Source organism: Arenimonas donghaensis DSM 18148 = HO3-R19, assembly GCF_000743535.1.
GTDB classification, from domain to species: Bacteria; Pseudomonadota; Gammaproteobacteria; order Xanthomonadales; family Xanthomonadaceae; genus Arenimonas; species Arenimonas donghaensis.
The window spans coordinates 23321-36981 of the sequence record NZ_AVCJ01000001.1 but is presented as its reverse complement, the minus strand read 5'-3'; the positions used below and the strand labels follow the sequence as shown (position 1 = coordinate 36981).

The window sequence follows — 13661 nt, the reverse complement described above, 5'->3', positions numbered from 1 at the left end:
GTCCATGAACATGGCTCCACGGCAAACCAGCGCCCTTGCGATCACCAGCCTAGTCAGCGGTTTGCTGGGCTGGACCTTCCTGCCGCTGGTGGGGAGCCTCGTTGCCATCGTCACGGGCCACATGGCCCGTGCCGAGATCCGGCGCGCCAACGGCCAGGTGGACGGCGATGGCCTGGCCATCGCCGGCCTGGTGCTGGGCTGGCTGGTCGTCGCCATTTCGGTGCTGACCGTGCTGGTCTTCGTCGTCTTCCTGGGTGGCCTGGCGGCGTTGTTGGCCGTACTGGGCATCAGCGGCCAACTCTGACAGGCAGGCCGCATGTATTCGCTGGCAAGACCCTTCCTGTTCCACCTTGACGCGGAACAGGCCCACGGCGTGGGCCTTCGCGCGATCGAGACCGCCTACCGCATGGGCATGAGCCCGCTGCTGGCTGGCCGGCCCAAGCCGCTGCCGACCAAGGCCTTCGGCCTGGTCTTCCCCAATCCGGTCGGCTGCGCCGCCGGCCTGGACAAGGACGGCAACCACGTCGACGCCCTGCTGTCGCTGGGCTTTGGCTTCGTGGAGGTCGGCACGACCACGCCGCGACCGCAGGAAGGCAATCCGCGCCCGCGCATGTTCCGGTTGCCCGAGCACAATGCCGTCATCAACCGCCTGGGTTTCAACAACCTGGGCGTTGATGCGCTGGTGAAGAACGTCTCGCGCGCGCGCCGCAAGCACGGCCTGCTGGGCATCAACATCGGCAAGAACAAGGACACCCACAACGAAGACGCGGCCGACGACTACCTGTACTGCCTGGAACGCGTCTATCCGCTGGCGGACTACGTCACCGTCAACATTTCCTCGCCCAACACCGCCGGCCTGCGCGAACTGCAGGAAGAACAGCAATTGCGCCGCCTGGTCGGCGAGCTGCGCGAAGCCCAGGAAAAACTCGGCGCCCAGCATGGCAAGCGGGTGCCGATGCTGGTCAAGGTCGCGCCGGACCTGTCCGACGACGACGTCGACGCCTGCGCCCGCGTGCTGGGCGACCTGAAGGTGGACGGCGTGATCGCCACCAACACCACGCTCGACCGCCTGCCGGTGGAAGGCCACGCCTTCGCCCATGAAGCCGGCGGCCTGTCCGGCGCGCCCCTGTATGGCAAGTCCACTGCGGTCCTGCGGCGACTGCGCGGACGCCTGGATGAATCCATCCCGATCATCGGCGTTGGCGGCATCCTCAGCGGTGCCGACGCCGCCGGCAAGATCACCGCCGGCGCACTGATGGTGCAGTTCTATACCGGCCTGATCTACCGCGGACCGGAGCTCATCGGCGAATGCGTGCAATCCATGCGCCGCCGTCGCGAGGGCGTTGCGTGAGCGGCTACCAGCTGGCCGACTCGGTCTCGCTGGCTGGCCGCAATACCTTCCGTGTCGCCGCCCGCGCGGCGATGATGGCCGACGTCTCGCGCGCCGACGCGCTGGCGGAACTGTTCGAGTTCGCCATGCTGCGCGACGGCCCGGTGCTGGTGCTGGGCGAAGGCAGCAACCTGCTGTTCGTCGGTGATTTCCCGGGCGTGGCCATCTGCCTGACCATGGCCGGCGTGGCGATCATCCGCGACGACGGCGACACCGCCGTGGTCCGCGCCGAAGCGGGCGTGAACTGGAACGACCTGGTCGGCTGGACGCTCGCGCGCGGCCTGTGTGGCCTGGAGAACATGGCCCTCATCCCGGGCACGGTCGGCGCCGCGCCGATCCAGAACATCGGCGCCTATGGCGTCGAGGTCGGCGAGTTCGTCGAGGCCGTCGAGGCGTTCCAGCGCGACACCGGCCAGGTCAAGCGCCTGCCGGCCGCCGACTGCGCCTTTGGCTACCGCGACAGCCTGTTCAAGCGCGAGCCCGAACGCTGGGTGGTCACCGCGCTCGAGCTGAGACTGCCCCGCCAGCGTGAGCTGCGGCTCGACTATGCCGGCGTGCGCGAGGAACTGGCCGCCATGGGCGTGGACACGCCGCGCGCCGTGCATGTCGCCGAAGCCATCAGCCGCCTGCGCACGCGCAAGCTGCCCAACCCGGCGCTGCTGGGCAATGCAGGAAGCTTTTTCAAGAATCCCGTGGTCGACGCCGGCACGGCGGCGGCGCTGAAAGCCCAACACCCCGCCCTGCCCGTCTTCGCGGGCGCCGACGACGCGCACAAGCTGTCCGCCGCCTGGATGATCGAAGCCTGTGGCTGGAAGGGCCGGCGCGAAGGCGACGCCGGCGTCGCCGAACAGCACGCCCTGGTGCTGGTCAACCACGGCCAGGCCACCGGCCAGCAATTGCTGGACCTGGCCCGACGCATCGCGGCTTCGGTGAAGGACCGCTTCGGCGTCGCGCTCGAGCCGGAACCGCGCATCATCGGCGCCCGTTTCACCACCGGGTGAACGCCGCCCCGGCCCAGGCTTCGCAGGTCACCCGCGCCGTCGGGCTGATGGCGCTGGGCACCGTCCTGTTCGGCTTCATGGCGGTCTGCATCCGCCTGGCGTCCGAACAACTGCATCCGTTCGAAATCGCCTTCTTCCGGAACTTCTTCGGTTTCGTGGTGCTGCTGCCGATCCTGTTCCGGCATGGGCCCTCGCTGCTGCGCACCGACAAGCTGGGTTTCTACATCGGCCGCTGCAGCATCGGCATGGTGTCGATGCTCGCGGGTTTCTGGGCCATCGTGAACCTGCCCCTGGCCCAGGCCATCGCGCTGTCGTATTCGACGCCGCTGTTCGTCACCATCGCCGCGGTCATCGTGCTGGGCGAAGTGGTGCGGGCCCGACGCTGGACGGCGGTCATCGTCGGTTTCCTGGGCGTGCTGCTGATCGTGCAGCCGGGCAGCCAATCCTTCACCACCGGCAGCCTGGTGGCGCTGCTGGCGGCGGTCGCCAGCGCCAGCGCGGCGATCAGCATCAAGTTCCTTTCGCGCACCGAACATCCCGACGCCATCGTCATCTGGACGACGATGCTGTGGATACCGATGTCGCTGGTGCCGGCCCTGATGGTCTGGGAAACGCCAGCCGGCATCACCTGGCTGTGGATCGTGCTGGCGGGCTCACTGGGCAGCATCGCCCACATGTTCTGGACCCGCGCCCTGCGCCTGGGCGACGCCTCGATGCTGACCCCGATCAGTTTCCTGCAGATCCTGGTCGTGGGCGCCTTTGGCTGGTGGCTGTTCGGTGAAACCCTGGACCGCTGGACCGTGCTCGGCGCGGCCATCATCTTCGGGTCCAACGTCTACATCGCCCGCCGCGAAGCCAAGCTGGCCCGGCAGGCGGTCACCGACCCCGAGATCAATCCGGAAACGCCGACACCGCGCTAGCCGCCGGGTGGACGGTCGGCGCGGTTCGCGGTTTCCTCCTGGATGAACTCAAGCACGTCCTCGTGCCGGGCTTCGCGCTGGTCGGCGGGCAGGTCGAGCAACCATTGCACGTCGCTGGCCAGGACCGCCCGTGCCCGGTCTGGGTTGCCTGCGCGGTCCAGGGCCTGGGCCAGGGCCCAGCCGAGCCGTGCGTTGGGTTCGTCGCCCGGCTCCCGTCCGGCTTCGGCGCGTGCCCGCAGCGCCTCGAACTGGCCGATGGCCTGCGGCAGCTGGCCCGCTCGCAGCCAGACCAGGCCCTGCATCATCTCCGCCATGACCGTCTGCGGATGCGCCGTCCCGAGCACGCGGACGGCCAGCGGCCGGGCCCGGTCCAGCTGCGCCTGCACCGACGCCGTCGGCCGTGCGGCGCGATGCATCGTGCTGGCGTGGTTGACCTCGAGGAACACCGTATCCGGGTGCTCTGGCCCGAGCAGCCGGCGCCGGGCCTGCAGCAGCTCATCTTCCATGCGCAGGGCCTCCTCGAATTGCCGGCGTCGCGCCAGCAGGGAGGCCAGGTTGAGCTTGGTCCGCAGCGTGACCGCGGCGTCGTCGCCATAGAGCCGCTGCCTGGCCTCCAGGACCGAGCGCATCAGCGCTTCGGCTTCTTCGTACTGGCGCAGCCCCAGCAGCATGTTCGCCAGGTTGCCGCGCTCGGACAGCGTGACCGGATGTTCGGCGCCCAGCTTGCGGGCGCTTATCCCGGCCCGCTCGCGCTGCAGCTGGGCGGCCGGCGCCAGGTCCCCGTCCATGGCCCGCATCACCGCCAGTCGCCCCATGGTGTTGAGCGTGGTTTCGTGTTCCGGGCCCAGCGATGCGCGCCGGCGAGCGTAGAGGTCTTCGAAGATGGCCCGGGCCTCGGCGATTTCACCCATGCGCCCCCGGCTCAGGCCCAGCTCGTCGAGCAGCATCAGCAGTTTCGGATCATCCGCCCCGCGCCGCGTCCGTTCGCGGTCGTAGAGGGCTTGCTGCATCGCCCGGGCCCTGGGGCGGTCGCCCAGCACGAACACCAGGCTTGCCTGCTGGCTTTCGACATCGAGGCGCACGTCGGCGCCGTCCGGCAAGGACGCCGCGTCACCGAGGATCCGTTCCACGAGCGCCAGCGCCTCGTCCGGACGTCCGTCGCGCGCCATGGCATCGGCCTGCAGGCTGCGTGCGGCGAGGGTTTCAATGGCGGCCGCCCCGTGCACGCGCTCGTGGAAGTCCGCCACTGCCTGGAACTGCTTTGATGCCTGCGCGGGCAGGCCCAAGGCCAATTGCACCTGGCCGATGGCGTTGCGCAACTCGGCGGCGAGGCCGGGCTGGTCGGCGAAGTCGCGCTCGATCGCGAGCAGGGCGCTGGCCAGGATTTCGCGATCAACCAGCTCCCGGGCAAGGTCCGGCGGACTGGTCGCCGCCAGCGCCTGTTCGAACGCCGGCAGGGTGGCCGGGGCGGCCTTGGTCACCTGGTCGCGCAGGCTCGAGGCGATGCCCTGCCCCATCGTTTCGACGTCGATGTCTTCGAGCATGGATTGCTGGAACGCCGTCACCCGCTCCAGGTCGGCGCTGCGCTGCTCGGCCAGCTCGCGCTGCTCGCGCGCCTGCTGGAGGCTGTACAGGGACACGGCAAGGCCGGAGAGCACGGCCAGCGACACCGACGCCGCGGCCGCAAGGCCCAGGCGGTGCCGGCGCAGGTATTTCCCCAGGACATACCGCCGGCTGGGCGGCACCGCCTGCAGGGGCCGGTCCTCGAGGAAACGCTGCAGTTCCTGGACCAGTTCCGCCGCCGAGCTGTAGCGCTCCGCGCGATCCCGGCGCATGGCCTTGAGCACGACCCAGTCGAGCTCGGACCGCAGCACCCGGCGCAACCGCGGTTTGCTCAGGCCAAGCTGTCCCGCACGCGCCGAGGCGCTGCCGGGGGCCAGGGTCTCGATCTGGGCCGAGGGGGGACGAATGGTGGTGCTGGCGGTATGCGCCACTGCGGTGCTGTCTTCCCCGACGCCGGGCCGGCGTCCGGCCAGCAGTTCGTAGAGCAGCACGCCAAGCGAATAGACGTCGGACCGGGTATCGACCTCGACGCCCTCCAGCCCGGCCTGTTCGGGGCTCATGTAGTCCGGCGTGCCGGCGCGCTCGAGCTCGCCGGCGCGTTCGCCGGCGGCCAGGGAGCGGCTGGCGGCCGTGGCGATGCCGAAGTCGATGATCTTGGGCAGCGGCCGGCCGTCCACCTCCGAAACCAGGATGTTGCCGGGCTTGAGGTCGCGGTGGATGACGCCCTTCTGGTGCGCGTGCTGCACGCCCTCGCAAACCCGGATGAACAGCGCCAGGCGTTCGCGCAGGGACAAACCGTGCTCTTCGCAGAACGAGGTGAGCGGACGCCCCTCGATGAACTCCATGACGAAGAACGGGAAACCCTCGGGGGTGGCGCCGGCGTCGTACACCTGGGCGATGGCCGGGTGCTTCATTTGCGCCAGCAGCTGGCGCTCGACCTCGAAGTAGGCCAGGTGGCGGGCGTCGAGCCGCCGCGCGTGCAGCAGCTTGATCGCCACCGTCCGGCGCACCGGTTCGAGCTGGCTGGCCCGGTAGACCTCGCCCATGCCGCCACGGCCCAGCACGCCGTCGATCCGGTAGCGCCCCAGCCGCGCCCCCGGCGCCAGCGCCGCGCCCGCGGCCGGCGGTTCGCCCGGACCGGCCCGTGTCGGCAGCCCTTCGGTCGGCGCGAGGTCGTCGTCTTCGATGCCGCCCATGCCCCTCCCCCTTGCTGGGCCCAGTCTAGCCCAGCGCGAACATGGCGCCCGGCAACCCGCTAAACTCGGCCCAATCCTTCCGCCTGACTCCCATGCGCCAGACCGAGAAGACCTGCATCACCCAACGCACGCTGCTCAGCGACGGACCCCGCCGGTCGGCGCCGCGCTCCGCCTGCGTGGTGGTGATCCACGGCGAAGGCCTGGGCAAACGCGCGGACCTGGGCGAGGCGGCGGTGGTGATCGGCCGCTCGCCGGAATCGGACCTGCACATCCCGCACAACTCGGTGTCGCGCTGGCACTGCCGGATCTGGCGCGACGGCGACAGCTATTACATCGCCGACATGGGCGCCACCAACCGGACCCGGGTCAACGACGTGGCCGTGACCCGCGCCGAACTGGCCGACGGCGACCACATCACCCTGGGCGAGTGCATCCTCAAGTTCATCAGCCACTCCAGCGTGGAGGCGCGCTATCACCAGGAGGTTTACCAACTGGCGACGCGCGATGGCCTGACCGAACTCTACAACCGCCGGCATTTCGTCGAAGCCGTGGACCGCGAGATCGCCCGGGCCACCCGGCACGGCCGGCCGCTGGTGATGTGCATCATCGACGTGGACAAGTTCAAGCCCGTCAACGACAAGTACGGCCACATCGCCGGCGACGACGTGCTTCGCCAGCTGGCGGCCATCGTCCGGCGTTTCGTTCGCGGCGAAGACGTCGCCGCGAGGATCGGCGGCGAGGAGTTCGCGGTGATGTTGCCGGAAACCGACCTGGAGGCCGCCCGCGCCTTCGCCGAACGGCTGCGCGAGGCCGTGGCCGAGGACGTCTTCATGGTGGGCGACGTACCGCACCGGATGACCATCAGCATCGGCATCGCCAGCCTGGCACCGGGACGCGAAGAACGCAGTCCGCTGATGCAGGCCGCCGACAACGCCCTCTACCGGGCCAAGGACGAAGGCCGCAACCGGGTCTGCGTCGAAGCCTAGCCGGCGTCGTCCGCGCCCGCCTGCGCGGGCGCCGGGCGCTGGCCACCGTGCCTGGGCCGCACCACCAGGTAGACCGCGGACACCCAGGCCAGGGCCGCCGCCCAGCCCGCCAGGATGTCCGAGGGGTAATGCACGCCCAGGTACACCCGCGAGCTGCCGACCCACACCGTGAAGCCCAGCCCCAGCACCAGGGCCGGCCAGCGCCAGCGGGTGTGCCAGAGCATCAGCACGATCGCCGCGGACAGGCTCATCGCACCCATGGCATGGCCGCTGGGGAAGCTGTAGCTATGCTCCGGCGCCAGCGACAGCCACAGCGACGGGCGCTCGCGGACGAAGACGGCCTTCGCCACCAGGTTGAGCAGCGCCGAACCGCCGACCGCAATGCCGAAGTAGGTGGCCCGCCGGATGTGGCCGGCCAACAGCAGGCCGGCGAACACCAGCACGACCAGCGGCACGACGCCCCAGGCGTAGCCCAGGTCGCTGGCCAGCAGCATCGCCTGGTCCAGCGCCGGCGAGGCCGATTGCCCGGCCCGGCGCAGCAGCGCCTCGTCGAAGCCGAGCAGGTCGGCCCCGTGGATTTCCTCGGCAAGCTCGGAGAACAGCGACAGCGGCATCGCGATGCCCAGGAACACGAGCAACATGCGCCGCCAGCGGCGCGCCAGCAGGCGCCGGGTACCGCGCCACAGGGCCGGCGCGTGGGCTTGCAGGCGACGCCCGTGGCGCGCCAGCCAAGCCCGCCGGCTCAGGCGGCGCCCCCGCCGTAACGACGCGCGACGTACTGGTCGATGACGCCGACGAAGTCATCGGCGATGTTCTCGCCGCGCAGGGTCATGGCCTTCTGGCCGTCGATGAAGACCGGCGCCGACGGCGCCTCGCCGGTGCCCGGCAGCGAAATGCCGATGTCGGCATGCCGCGACTCGCCGGGACCGTTGACCACGCAGCCCATCACCGCCAGCGACAGGTTCTCGACGCCCGGATACTTGAGTTTCCAGACCGGCATCTGGCCGCGCACGTGTTCCTGCACCTTCTGCGCCAGCACCTGGAAAAACTCGCTGGTGGTGCGGCCACAGCCCGGGCAGGCGGTGACCAGAGGCGTGAATGCACGCAGGCCCATCGTCTGGAGCAGTTCCTGCGCGACCTGCACTTCCAGCGTCCGCGCGGCGCCGGGTTCGGGCGTGAGCGAAATCCGGATGGTGTCACCGATGCCTTCCTGCATCAGCACCGCCAGCGCGGCGCTGGAGGCGACGATGCCCTTGCTGCCCATGCCGGCCTCGGTCAGGCCCAGGTGCAGCGCGAAATCAGAGCGCGCCGCCAGGTCGCGGTAGACCGCGATCAGCTCCTGCACGCCGCTGACCTTGGCCGAGAGCACGATGCGTTCGCGCGCCAGCCCGATTTCCACGGCGCGTTCGGCCGACTCCAGCGCCGACACCACCAGGGCTTCGCGCAGCACCCGGGCCGCGTCCCAGGGTTCGGCGCGGGCGGCGTTTTCGTCCATCAGGCGCGCGGCCAGGGCCTGGTCGAGCGAACCCCAGTTCACGCCGATGCGCACCGGCTTGTCGAACTCGATGGCCTTCTCGACGATGGCCGCGAACTGGGTGTCGCGCTTCTTGCCGAAGCCGACGTTGCCCGGGTTGATGCGGTATTTGGCCAGCGCTTCGGCGCAGGCCGGCTCGGCCGCGAGCAGGCGGTCGCCGTTGTAGTGGAAGTCGCCGACCAGGGGCACCGGCACGTTCATCATGTCCAGCTTGTCGCGGATGCGCGGAACCGCGGCGGCGGACTCGGGGTTGTTGACCGTCACCCGCACCAGCTCCGAGCCGGCACGCCAGAGCTCGGCCACCTGCTTCACCGTGCTGGCGACGTCGGCGGTGTCGGTGTTGGTCATCGATTGCACGACGATCGGCCCGCCGCCACCGATGCGGACCGGTCCGACCGCCACGGCACGGGTGCCGCGCCGCGGCATCGCCTTGGCTTCGCTCATGCCGGTTCGCCCTCCAGGGCGTCATTGGACTCGCTGTCGTCCGGCACCGCGGCCTCGGGCAGTCGTTCACCGAGCAGGACGTAGTCGCCGGCATTGAGCAGCACCTCGACCTCCTCGAGCAGGTCGGGGCCGCGCATGCCGACTTCGGGAATGTGGCTGGCCGAGTCGTGGATCACCTCGACCCGGCTGCCGGCCTCGATCGACGCGCTGCAGACGAAGCAGCGCCCCGGGGTGCCGTCGATCGGGAAAACCTCGACGGCGCGCTGGACCTGGCGGCTGCCGCCATCGGGGCTGACCGCGCGCAGGGCGACCGGGCTCGAGCGCCGCGACAGCAGTTCCACGCCCGCCGACAGGCTGCCGTCGGTTTCATAGCGCAACCAGCGCATCACGCCGACCATCCAGTCGGTGTCGTCCTGGTCCTCGCCGAAGCCCAGGCCGACCAACTCGCCCACTTTCGCGCGCGCCTGCTCGGCGCTGTCCCAGGCCATGCGATAGCCACCGAGACTCTGGTCGAGCACCCGCGCGCTGAAGCGCGGCAGCTTGGTCATCGAGGCACTGCCCTGGGTCCAGGCGGCGCCGGCGATCACGTGCACGGTGCCCTGGGCGGACTGCCGCATGAAGGTATCGAAATCGCGTTGCCCGGCCAGCAGGTAGTGCAGGCCGCTCAGGCCCAGCACGGTGTCCAGCGAATGCCCGGCGGGCAGCCGCACCAGGCCGCGTGCGGCCATCTGGCCGAACGCGCGATGCAGGCGGATCAGCAGGTCGTTGCCCACCGGCACCGACAGTCCCGGCGTGGGCGCCAGTTCGCCCTGGCCGTCGCGCACGCGGCGCAGGGCGCGTTCGACGTCCTCGGCAAACGGCGCCAGGTCGAGCCAGGTCGACGGCGATTCGTCGCTGCCACCGGCGCCGGGGCCACGGTCGGCGTCGTTGGGCACCACCGGGGCGATGCCCTCGGGCGCGTGCGTGAGCAGGCCACAGCGCGCCGCATAACCGCGCGTGGCAGGCCAGAGCGCATCCTGTTCAGTCTGCGCGAAGGCGTAGGGATTCACCGAGGCCATCAGCAAGGCCTGCATGTAAAGCGTGTGCACGTCGTTGGCGCCGCCGGCGGCCTTGTCCTCGGTGGTCTTGCGCTCGAGCTTTAGCGCGCTGGCGAAGCGGTGCAGCCGGTGCAGGCCCTGCCAGGCGCCGGCGGGCGCCGGCCGGTAGACGCGCCAGGCCAGCGCCAGCGAACGCACGTAGTGCCAGGCCGAGCGTTCCAGCGCCGACAGCACGCTGGACCCACGGAGGAAAGGCACGCTGCCGGAAGGGGCGCACAGTTCGCAGGCGGCCTGGCGGTATCCGATGGCCAGATTGAGGTGGAACTGGCCGGCGACCGAAGCCGCGCGCGCCTGGTCGGGCGGCAAGGGCAGCGAGCTGCCCTGGAATCCACGCTCGAGCAGGACGATCGCCTCGAGTGCGGTGCCGCGCACCTCTTCGAGCGCCGCCAGGCGCTTCCCGCCGTCCAGGCGCTGGCCGGCCAGCCCTTCAAGGGCGCGGGCGATTTCCTGCTCGGCGGCCTGCGGGTTGGCCCGCGGCAACGCCGCGACCCAGGCTTTGACCTTTTTCGGTTCGGCCGGGAAACGCACGGGACCACCGGCGGTGGGCGGCAGGTCCTGGCACAGGCGGCGGTAGCTTTCGCTCATTCGGAGTCCTCGTGGCGCGAACAGTTTAGACCGGCTCGCGGGCCGGCCCCACCCCCAGGGTGAACGGCAGCGGGTATCCTGTGGGGCCCTCCCCGGCCCGAGCCATGTCCACCCTAGCCCGCGAACGCCAGGTCCTGCGCCCGTCCCAGCTCAATGCGCTGGCGCGCGACCTGCTTGAGGGCAGCTTCCCGCAGGTCTGGGTGGAGGGCGAGATCAGCAATTTCTCCCGGCCGGCCTCGGGCCACGCCTATTTCACCCTCAAGGATGCCCGCGCCCAGGTGCGCTGCGCCCTGTTCCGGTCCAATGCCGCCCGCCTGCGCTTCGCGCCGCGCGACGGCATGCTGGTGCTGGCGCGTGGCCGGCTGACCCTCTACGAAGCCCGCGGCGACTACCAGCTGGTCCTGGAGCACCTGGAGGAAGCCGGCGAAGGGGCCCTCCGGCGTGCCTTCGAGGAACTCAAGGCGCGCCTGGCCGCCGAGGGCCTGTTCGACACCTCGCGCAAGCGGCCGCTGCCCGCCTTCGTTCGCCGGCTGGCGGTGGTCACCTCGCCGCGCGGCGCGGCGGTGCGCGACGTGCTGAGCGTGCTGGCGCGGCGCTTCCCGCTGCTGGAAGTGGATGTGCTGCCGGTGCCGGTGCAAGGCGAAGGTGCCGCCGCGCAGATCCTGGACATGCTGCGGCGCGCCGCTGGCTCCGGCCGCTACGACCTGGTGCTGCTGACCCGTGGCGGGGGTTCGCTCGAAGACCTCTGGGCCTTCAACGACGAAGCCCTGGCACGTGCCATCGCCGCCTCGCCGGTGCCGGTGGTCGCGGCGGTCGGGCACGAGGTCGACGTCAGCCTCGCCGACTTCGCCGCCGACCTGCGCGCGCCCACGCCGTCGGCGGCCGCCGAGCTGGTGGTACCCGACCGCGCCGAACTCGCCGAACGCCTGCGCCGCGATCGCCAGCGTTTCGAGGCGCTGCTGGCCCGCGGGCTGGGCGCCCGCGCCCAGCGGCTCGACCAGGCGTTCCTGAAGCTGCAGGCCCTGCGCCCGCAGCTGCGGCTGGAGCGCGGACGGCACCGGCTCGACGCCCTGCGCCACCGCCTCGAACAGGGCTGGCGCACGCCGGCCACGGGGCGCAGCGAGCGGCTCGCGCGCGCGCTGCGCCGGCTCGACCAGTCCCATCCGCGGCGCCGGCTCGAAGCCCTCAGCCATCGGCTCGGCCTGGCCAGGCGTGGTCTCGATGCCATGCCGTCCCGCTTGCTCGAGCCGCGGCGCTTGCAGCTTCGTGGTCTGGCCCGCGCGCTCGAGGGCGTCAGTCCGCTGGCCACCCTGGGCCGGGGCTACGCGATCGTCTTCGACGCCAGCGGACAGGTATTGCGTCGCGCGGCCGACGCCCGCGCCGGCGACTCGCTCAGGACCCGCCTGGCGGACGGCGAACTTCGCGTGAGGGTCGAACCGCGCGAGGACTAATCGACGGCGCCCGGGGCCCGGCCCAGGGCCAGCGGCCGGGCGAACTCGACGCCCGCGGCGCGGCCGTTCTTCGCCCGGTACATGGCTTCGTCGGCGCGTCGCAGCAGGTTCTCCGAGTCGTCGCCGTCCTCGGGGAACCGGGCGACGCCGATGCTGGCGCCCACCACCACCCAATGTCCTTCGATCGGCACCGGCCGGCTGATGGCCGCCTGCACGCGTTCGGCCACGGCGCGCAGCCAGGGCTCGTCGTCGCCGTTGTCGATGCTGACGATGACCAGGAACTCGTCGCCGCCCATGCGCGCGACCAGGTCGCCGGGCCGCACCGAATCGTTGAGCCTCCGGCCGATTTCGGCGAGCAGCAGGTCGCCGGCGGCGTGGCCGTAGGTGTCGTTGACGGGCTTGAATCCGTCGAGGTCGAAGCTGAGCAGGGCAAACCGGCCGTCGCCGCGGCGCGCCCGCGCGATCAGGCGACCCAGGTAATGCATGGCCAGTCGCCGGTTGGGCAGGTTGGTCAGGGCGTCCCGGCCGGCAAGCCGCCGGATGCGTTGCCGGTCGTGCAGGATGCGCGTGGTGGCCAGTGCCGCCAGCAGGCTCAGGCCCAGGCGGATCGGGAACCCCGGCATTTGCCACCAGGCACGGGCATCCCAGCCCTCCTGCGGAATCGCCGAAATCAGCCAGCTGCCCCCGGGCAGGAACGCGGGCACGCGCACGGCGCCGGAGCCGGGCGGCAACCGCACGCCGCGCACGATGTCGCCGCCCGGACCGGCGGCATCGCGCCCGACGATGCTCAGGCGCAGGTCTTTCTCCAGGCTGCCGATGCCGGCGTCGGCCATGACCTGCTCGTAATCGAGCACCAGGCTCACCGCGCCCCAGAGCCGCGGCACGCCTTCGCGGTCCACCCACAGCGGCAGGCGGATCGCGAGCGCGCGCCCCCCCTGCTTGAGTTCGAACGGGCCGGCCAGCAGCGGGCCGTCTTCGCGGATGGCACGCAGGGTGGCCTGCTTTTGCACCGGATCGGCCAGCAGGTCCAAGCCCAGGGCGGCTTCATTGCCGCGCTCGGGGTAAACCGAGCCGATGACGAAACCCGGGGCCAGGCTCAGGTCGCGGATCTGCGGCTGGCCGCGTACCAGCTCGGCGGCGATGGCCTTGAATTCCGCGTCGGAAATGCCTTCCTGGCGCACGACCTGGACCGCCAACCCGCGGATGAGCCCGACCTGGGCGTAGATCTGGGTTTCGAGCCGCGCGCGGAAGTCCGAAAGCTCGCCCTGCACCCGGGACTGGCGTTCGCTCAGGTAGCGGTCGCGCTCGAGCTGGGTGGTGCTGACGCTGAAATACAAGCCCAGGGCCAGCACCGCCAGGCCGACCAACAAGGGTCTTCCCGGACGCAGCCACCCGCCCGCCGGGTCGCTGGCCCCGGCGAGGAAGGTGTCGGACGAGATGTCGCGGGCCCCCATTACGCCAATGTACAACGTGGTCCGTGAACCCGCCCGGACC

11 protein-coding genes are annotated in these 13661 nt (G+C 70.9%); 6 read left to right on the top strand and 5 right to left on the bottom strand.

Going from position 1 to position 13661, the window contains the following annotated elements:
* Positions 1-4 precede the first annotated feature (4 nt).
* From N788_RS00180 to N788_RS00165, 4 genes are read left to right on the top strand one after another with little or no spacing between them, the layout of a single operon-like run.
* Positions 5-304 carry a DUF4190 domain-containing protein gene (locus N788_RS00180; protein ID WP_034219793.1) on the top strand — a complete coding sequence of 100 codons (300 nt, stop codon included), beginning with the start codon at positions 5-7 and terminating at the stop codon, positions 302-304.
* 12 nt (positions 305-316) lie between these two features.
* Entirely contained in the window at positions 317-1351 is a 1035-nt protein-coding gene (locus tag N788_RS00175) for a quinone-dependent dihydroorotate dehydrogenase (RefSeq protein WP_034219790.1), read from the top strand.
* The gene (gene murB / locus N788_RS00170; protein ID WP_034219788.1) at positions 1348-2391 is read left to right on the top strand and encodes a UDP-N-acetylmuramate dehydrogenase; all 1044 of its coding nucleotides are present in this window, start codon (positions 1348-1350) and stop codon (positions 2389-2391) included. The genes N788_RS00175 and murB overlap by 4 nt, the downstream gene beginning before the upstream one ends.
* Before the next feature lie 47 nt (positions 2392-2438).
* Positions 2439-3311, top strand: coding sequence for a DMT family transporter (locus N788_RS00165; RefSeq protein WP_051924273.1), 873 nt, complete (start codon positions 2439-2441; stop codon positions 3309-3311).
* Here N788_RS00165 and N788_RS00160 read toward each other — a convergent pair.
* Complete coding sequence (locus N788_RS00160; protein WP_034219785.1) at positions 3308-6070, bottom strand: serine/threonine-protein kinase; 2763 nt, start codon at positions 6068-6070, stop codon at positions 3308-3310. The two genes, N788_RS00165 and N788_RS00160, sit on opposite strands and share 4 nt — an antisense overlap.
* Before the next feature lie 92 nt (positions 6071-6162).
* Between N788_RS00160 and N788_RS00155 the strand changes: the two genes are divergently transcribed.
* Positions 6163-7056: a GGDEF domain-containing protein gene (locus tag N788_RS00155; RefSeq protein ID WP_034219784.1), complete on the top strand. Its 894-nt coding sequence runs from the start codon at positions 6163-6165 to the stop codon at positions 7054-7056.
* Here the strand turns inward: N788_RS00155 and N788_RS00150 are convergent.
* From N788_RS00150 to N788_RS00140, 3 genes are all read right to left on the bottom strand, one after another.
* Positions 7053-7697: a phosphatase PAP2 family protein gene (locus N788_RS00150; protein ID WP_084695796.1), complete on the bottom strand. Its 645-nt coding sequence runs from the start codon at positions 7695-7697 to the stop codon at positions 7053-7055. The genes N788_RS00155 and N788_RS00150 overlap by 4 nt on opposite strands.
* 101 nt (positions 7698-7798) lie before the next feature.
* Complete coding sequence (ispG, locus tag N788_RS00145; protein ID WP_034219779.1) at positions 7799-9034, bottom strand: flavodoxin-dependent (E)-4-hydroxy-3-methylbut-2-enyl-diphosphate synthase; 1236 nt, start codon at positions 9032-9034, stop codon at positions 7799-7801.
* Entirely contained in the window at positions 9031-10716 is a 1686-nt protein-coding gene (locus N788_RS00140; protein ID WP_034219777.1) for a hypothetical protein, read from the bottom strand. The genes ispG and N788_RS00140 overlap by 4 nt, the downstream gene beginning before the upstream one ends.
* A gap of 104 nt (positions 10717-10820) precedes the next feature.
* Between N788_RS00140 and xseA the strand changes: the two genes are divergently transcribed.
* The gene (xseA, locus tag N788_RS00135; RefSeq protein ID WP_034219776.1) at positions 10821-12167 is read left to right on the top strand and encodes an exodeoxyribonuclease VII large subunit; all 1347 of its coding nucleotides are present in this window, start codon (positions 10821-10823) and stop codon (positions 12165-12167) included.
* On the opposite strand, the gene N788_RS00130 is transcribed toward xseA, so the two are convergent.
* On the bottom strand, positions 12164-13621 hold the full coding sequence (locus N788_RS00130) for a diguanylate cyclase domain-containing protein (RefSeq protein WP_034219775.1): 1458 nt from the start codon (positions 13619-13621) through the stop codon (positions 12164-12166). The two genes, xseA and N788_RS00130, sit on opposite strands and share 4 nt — an antisense overlap.
* Between the last annotated feature and the right edge of the window lie 40 nt (positions 13622-13661).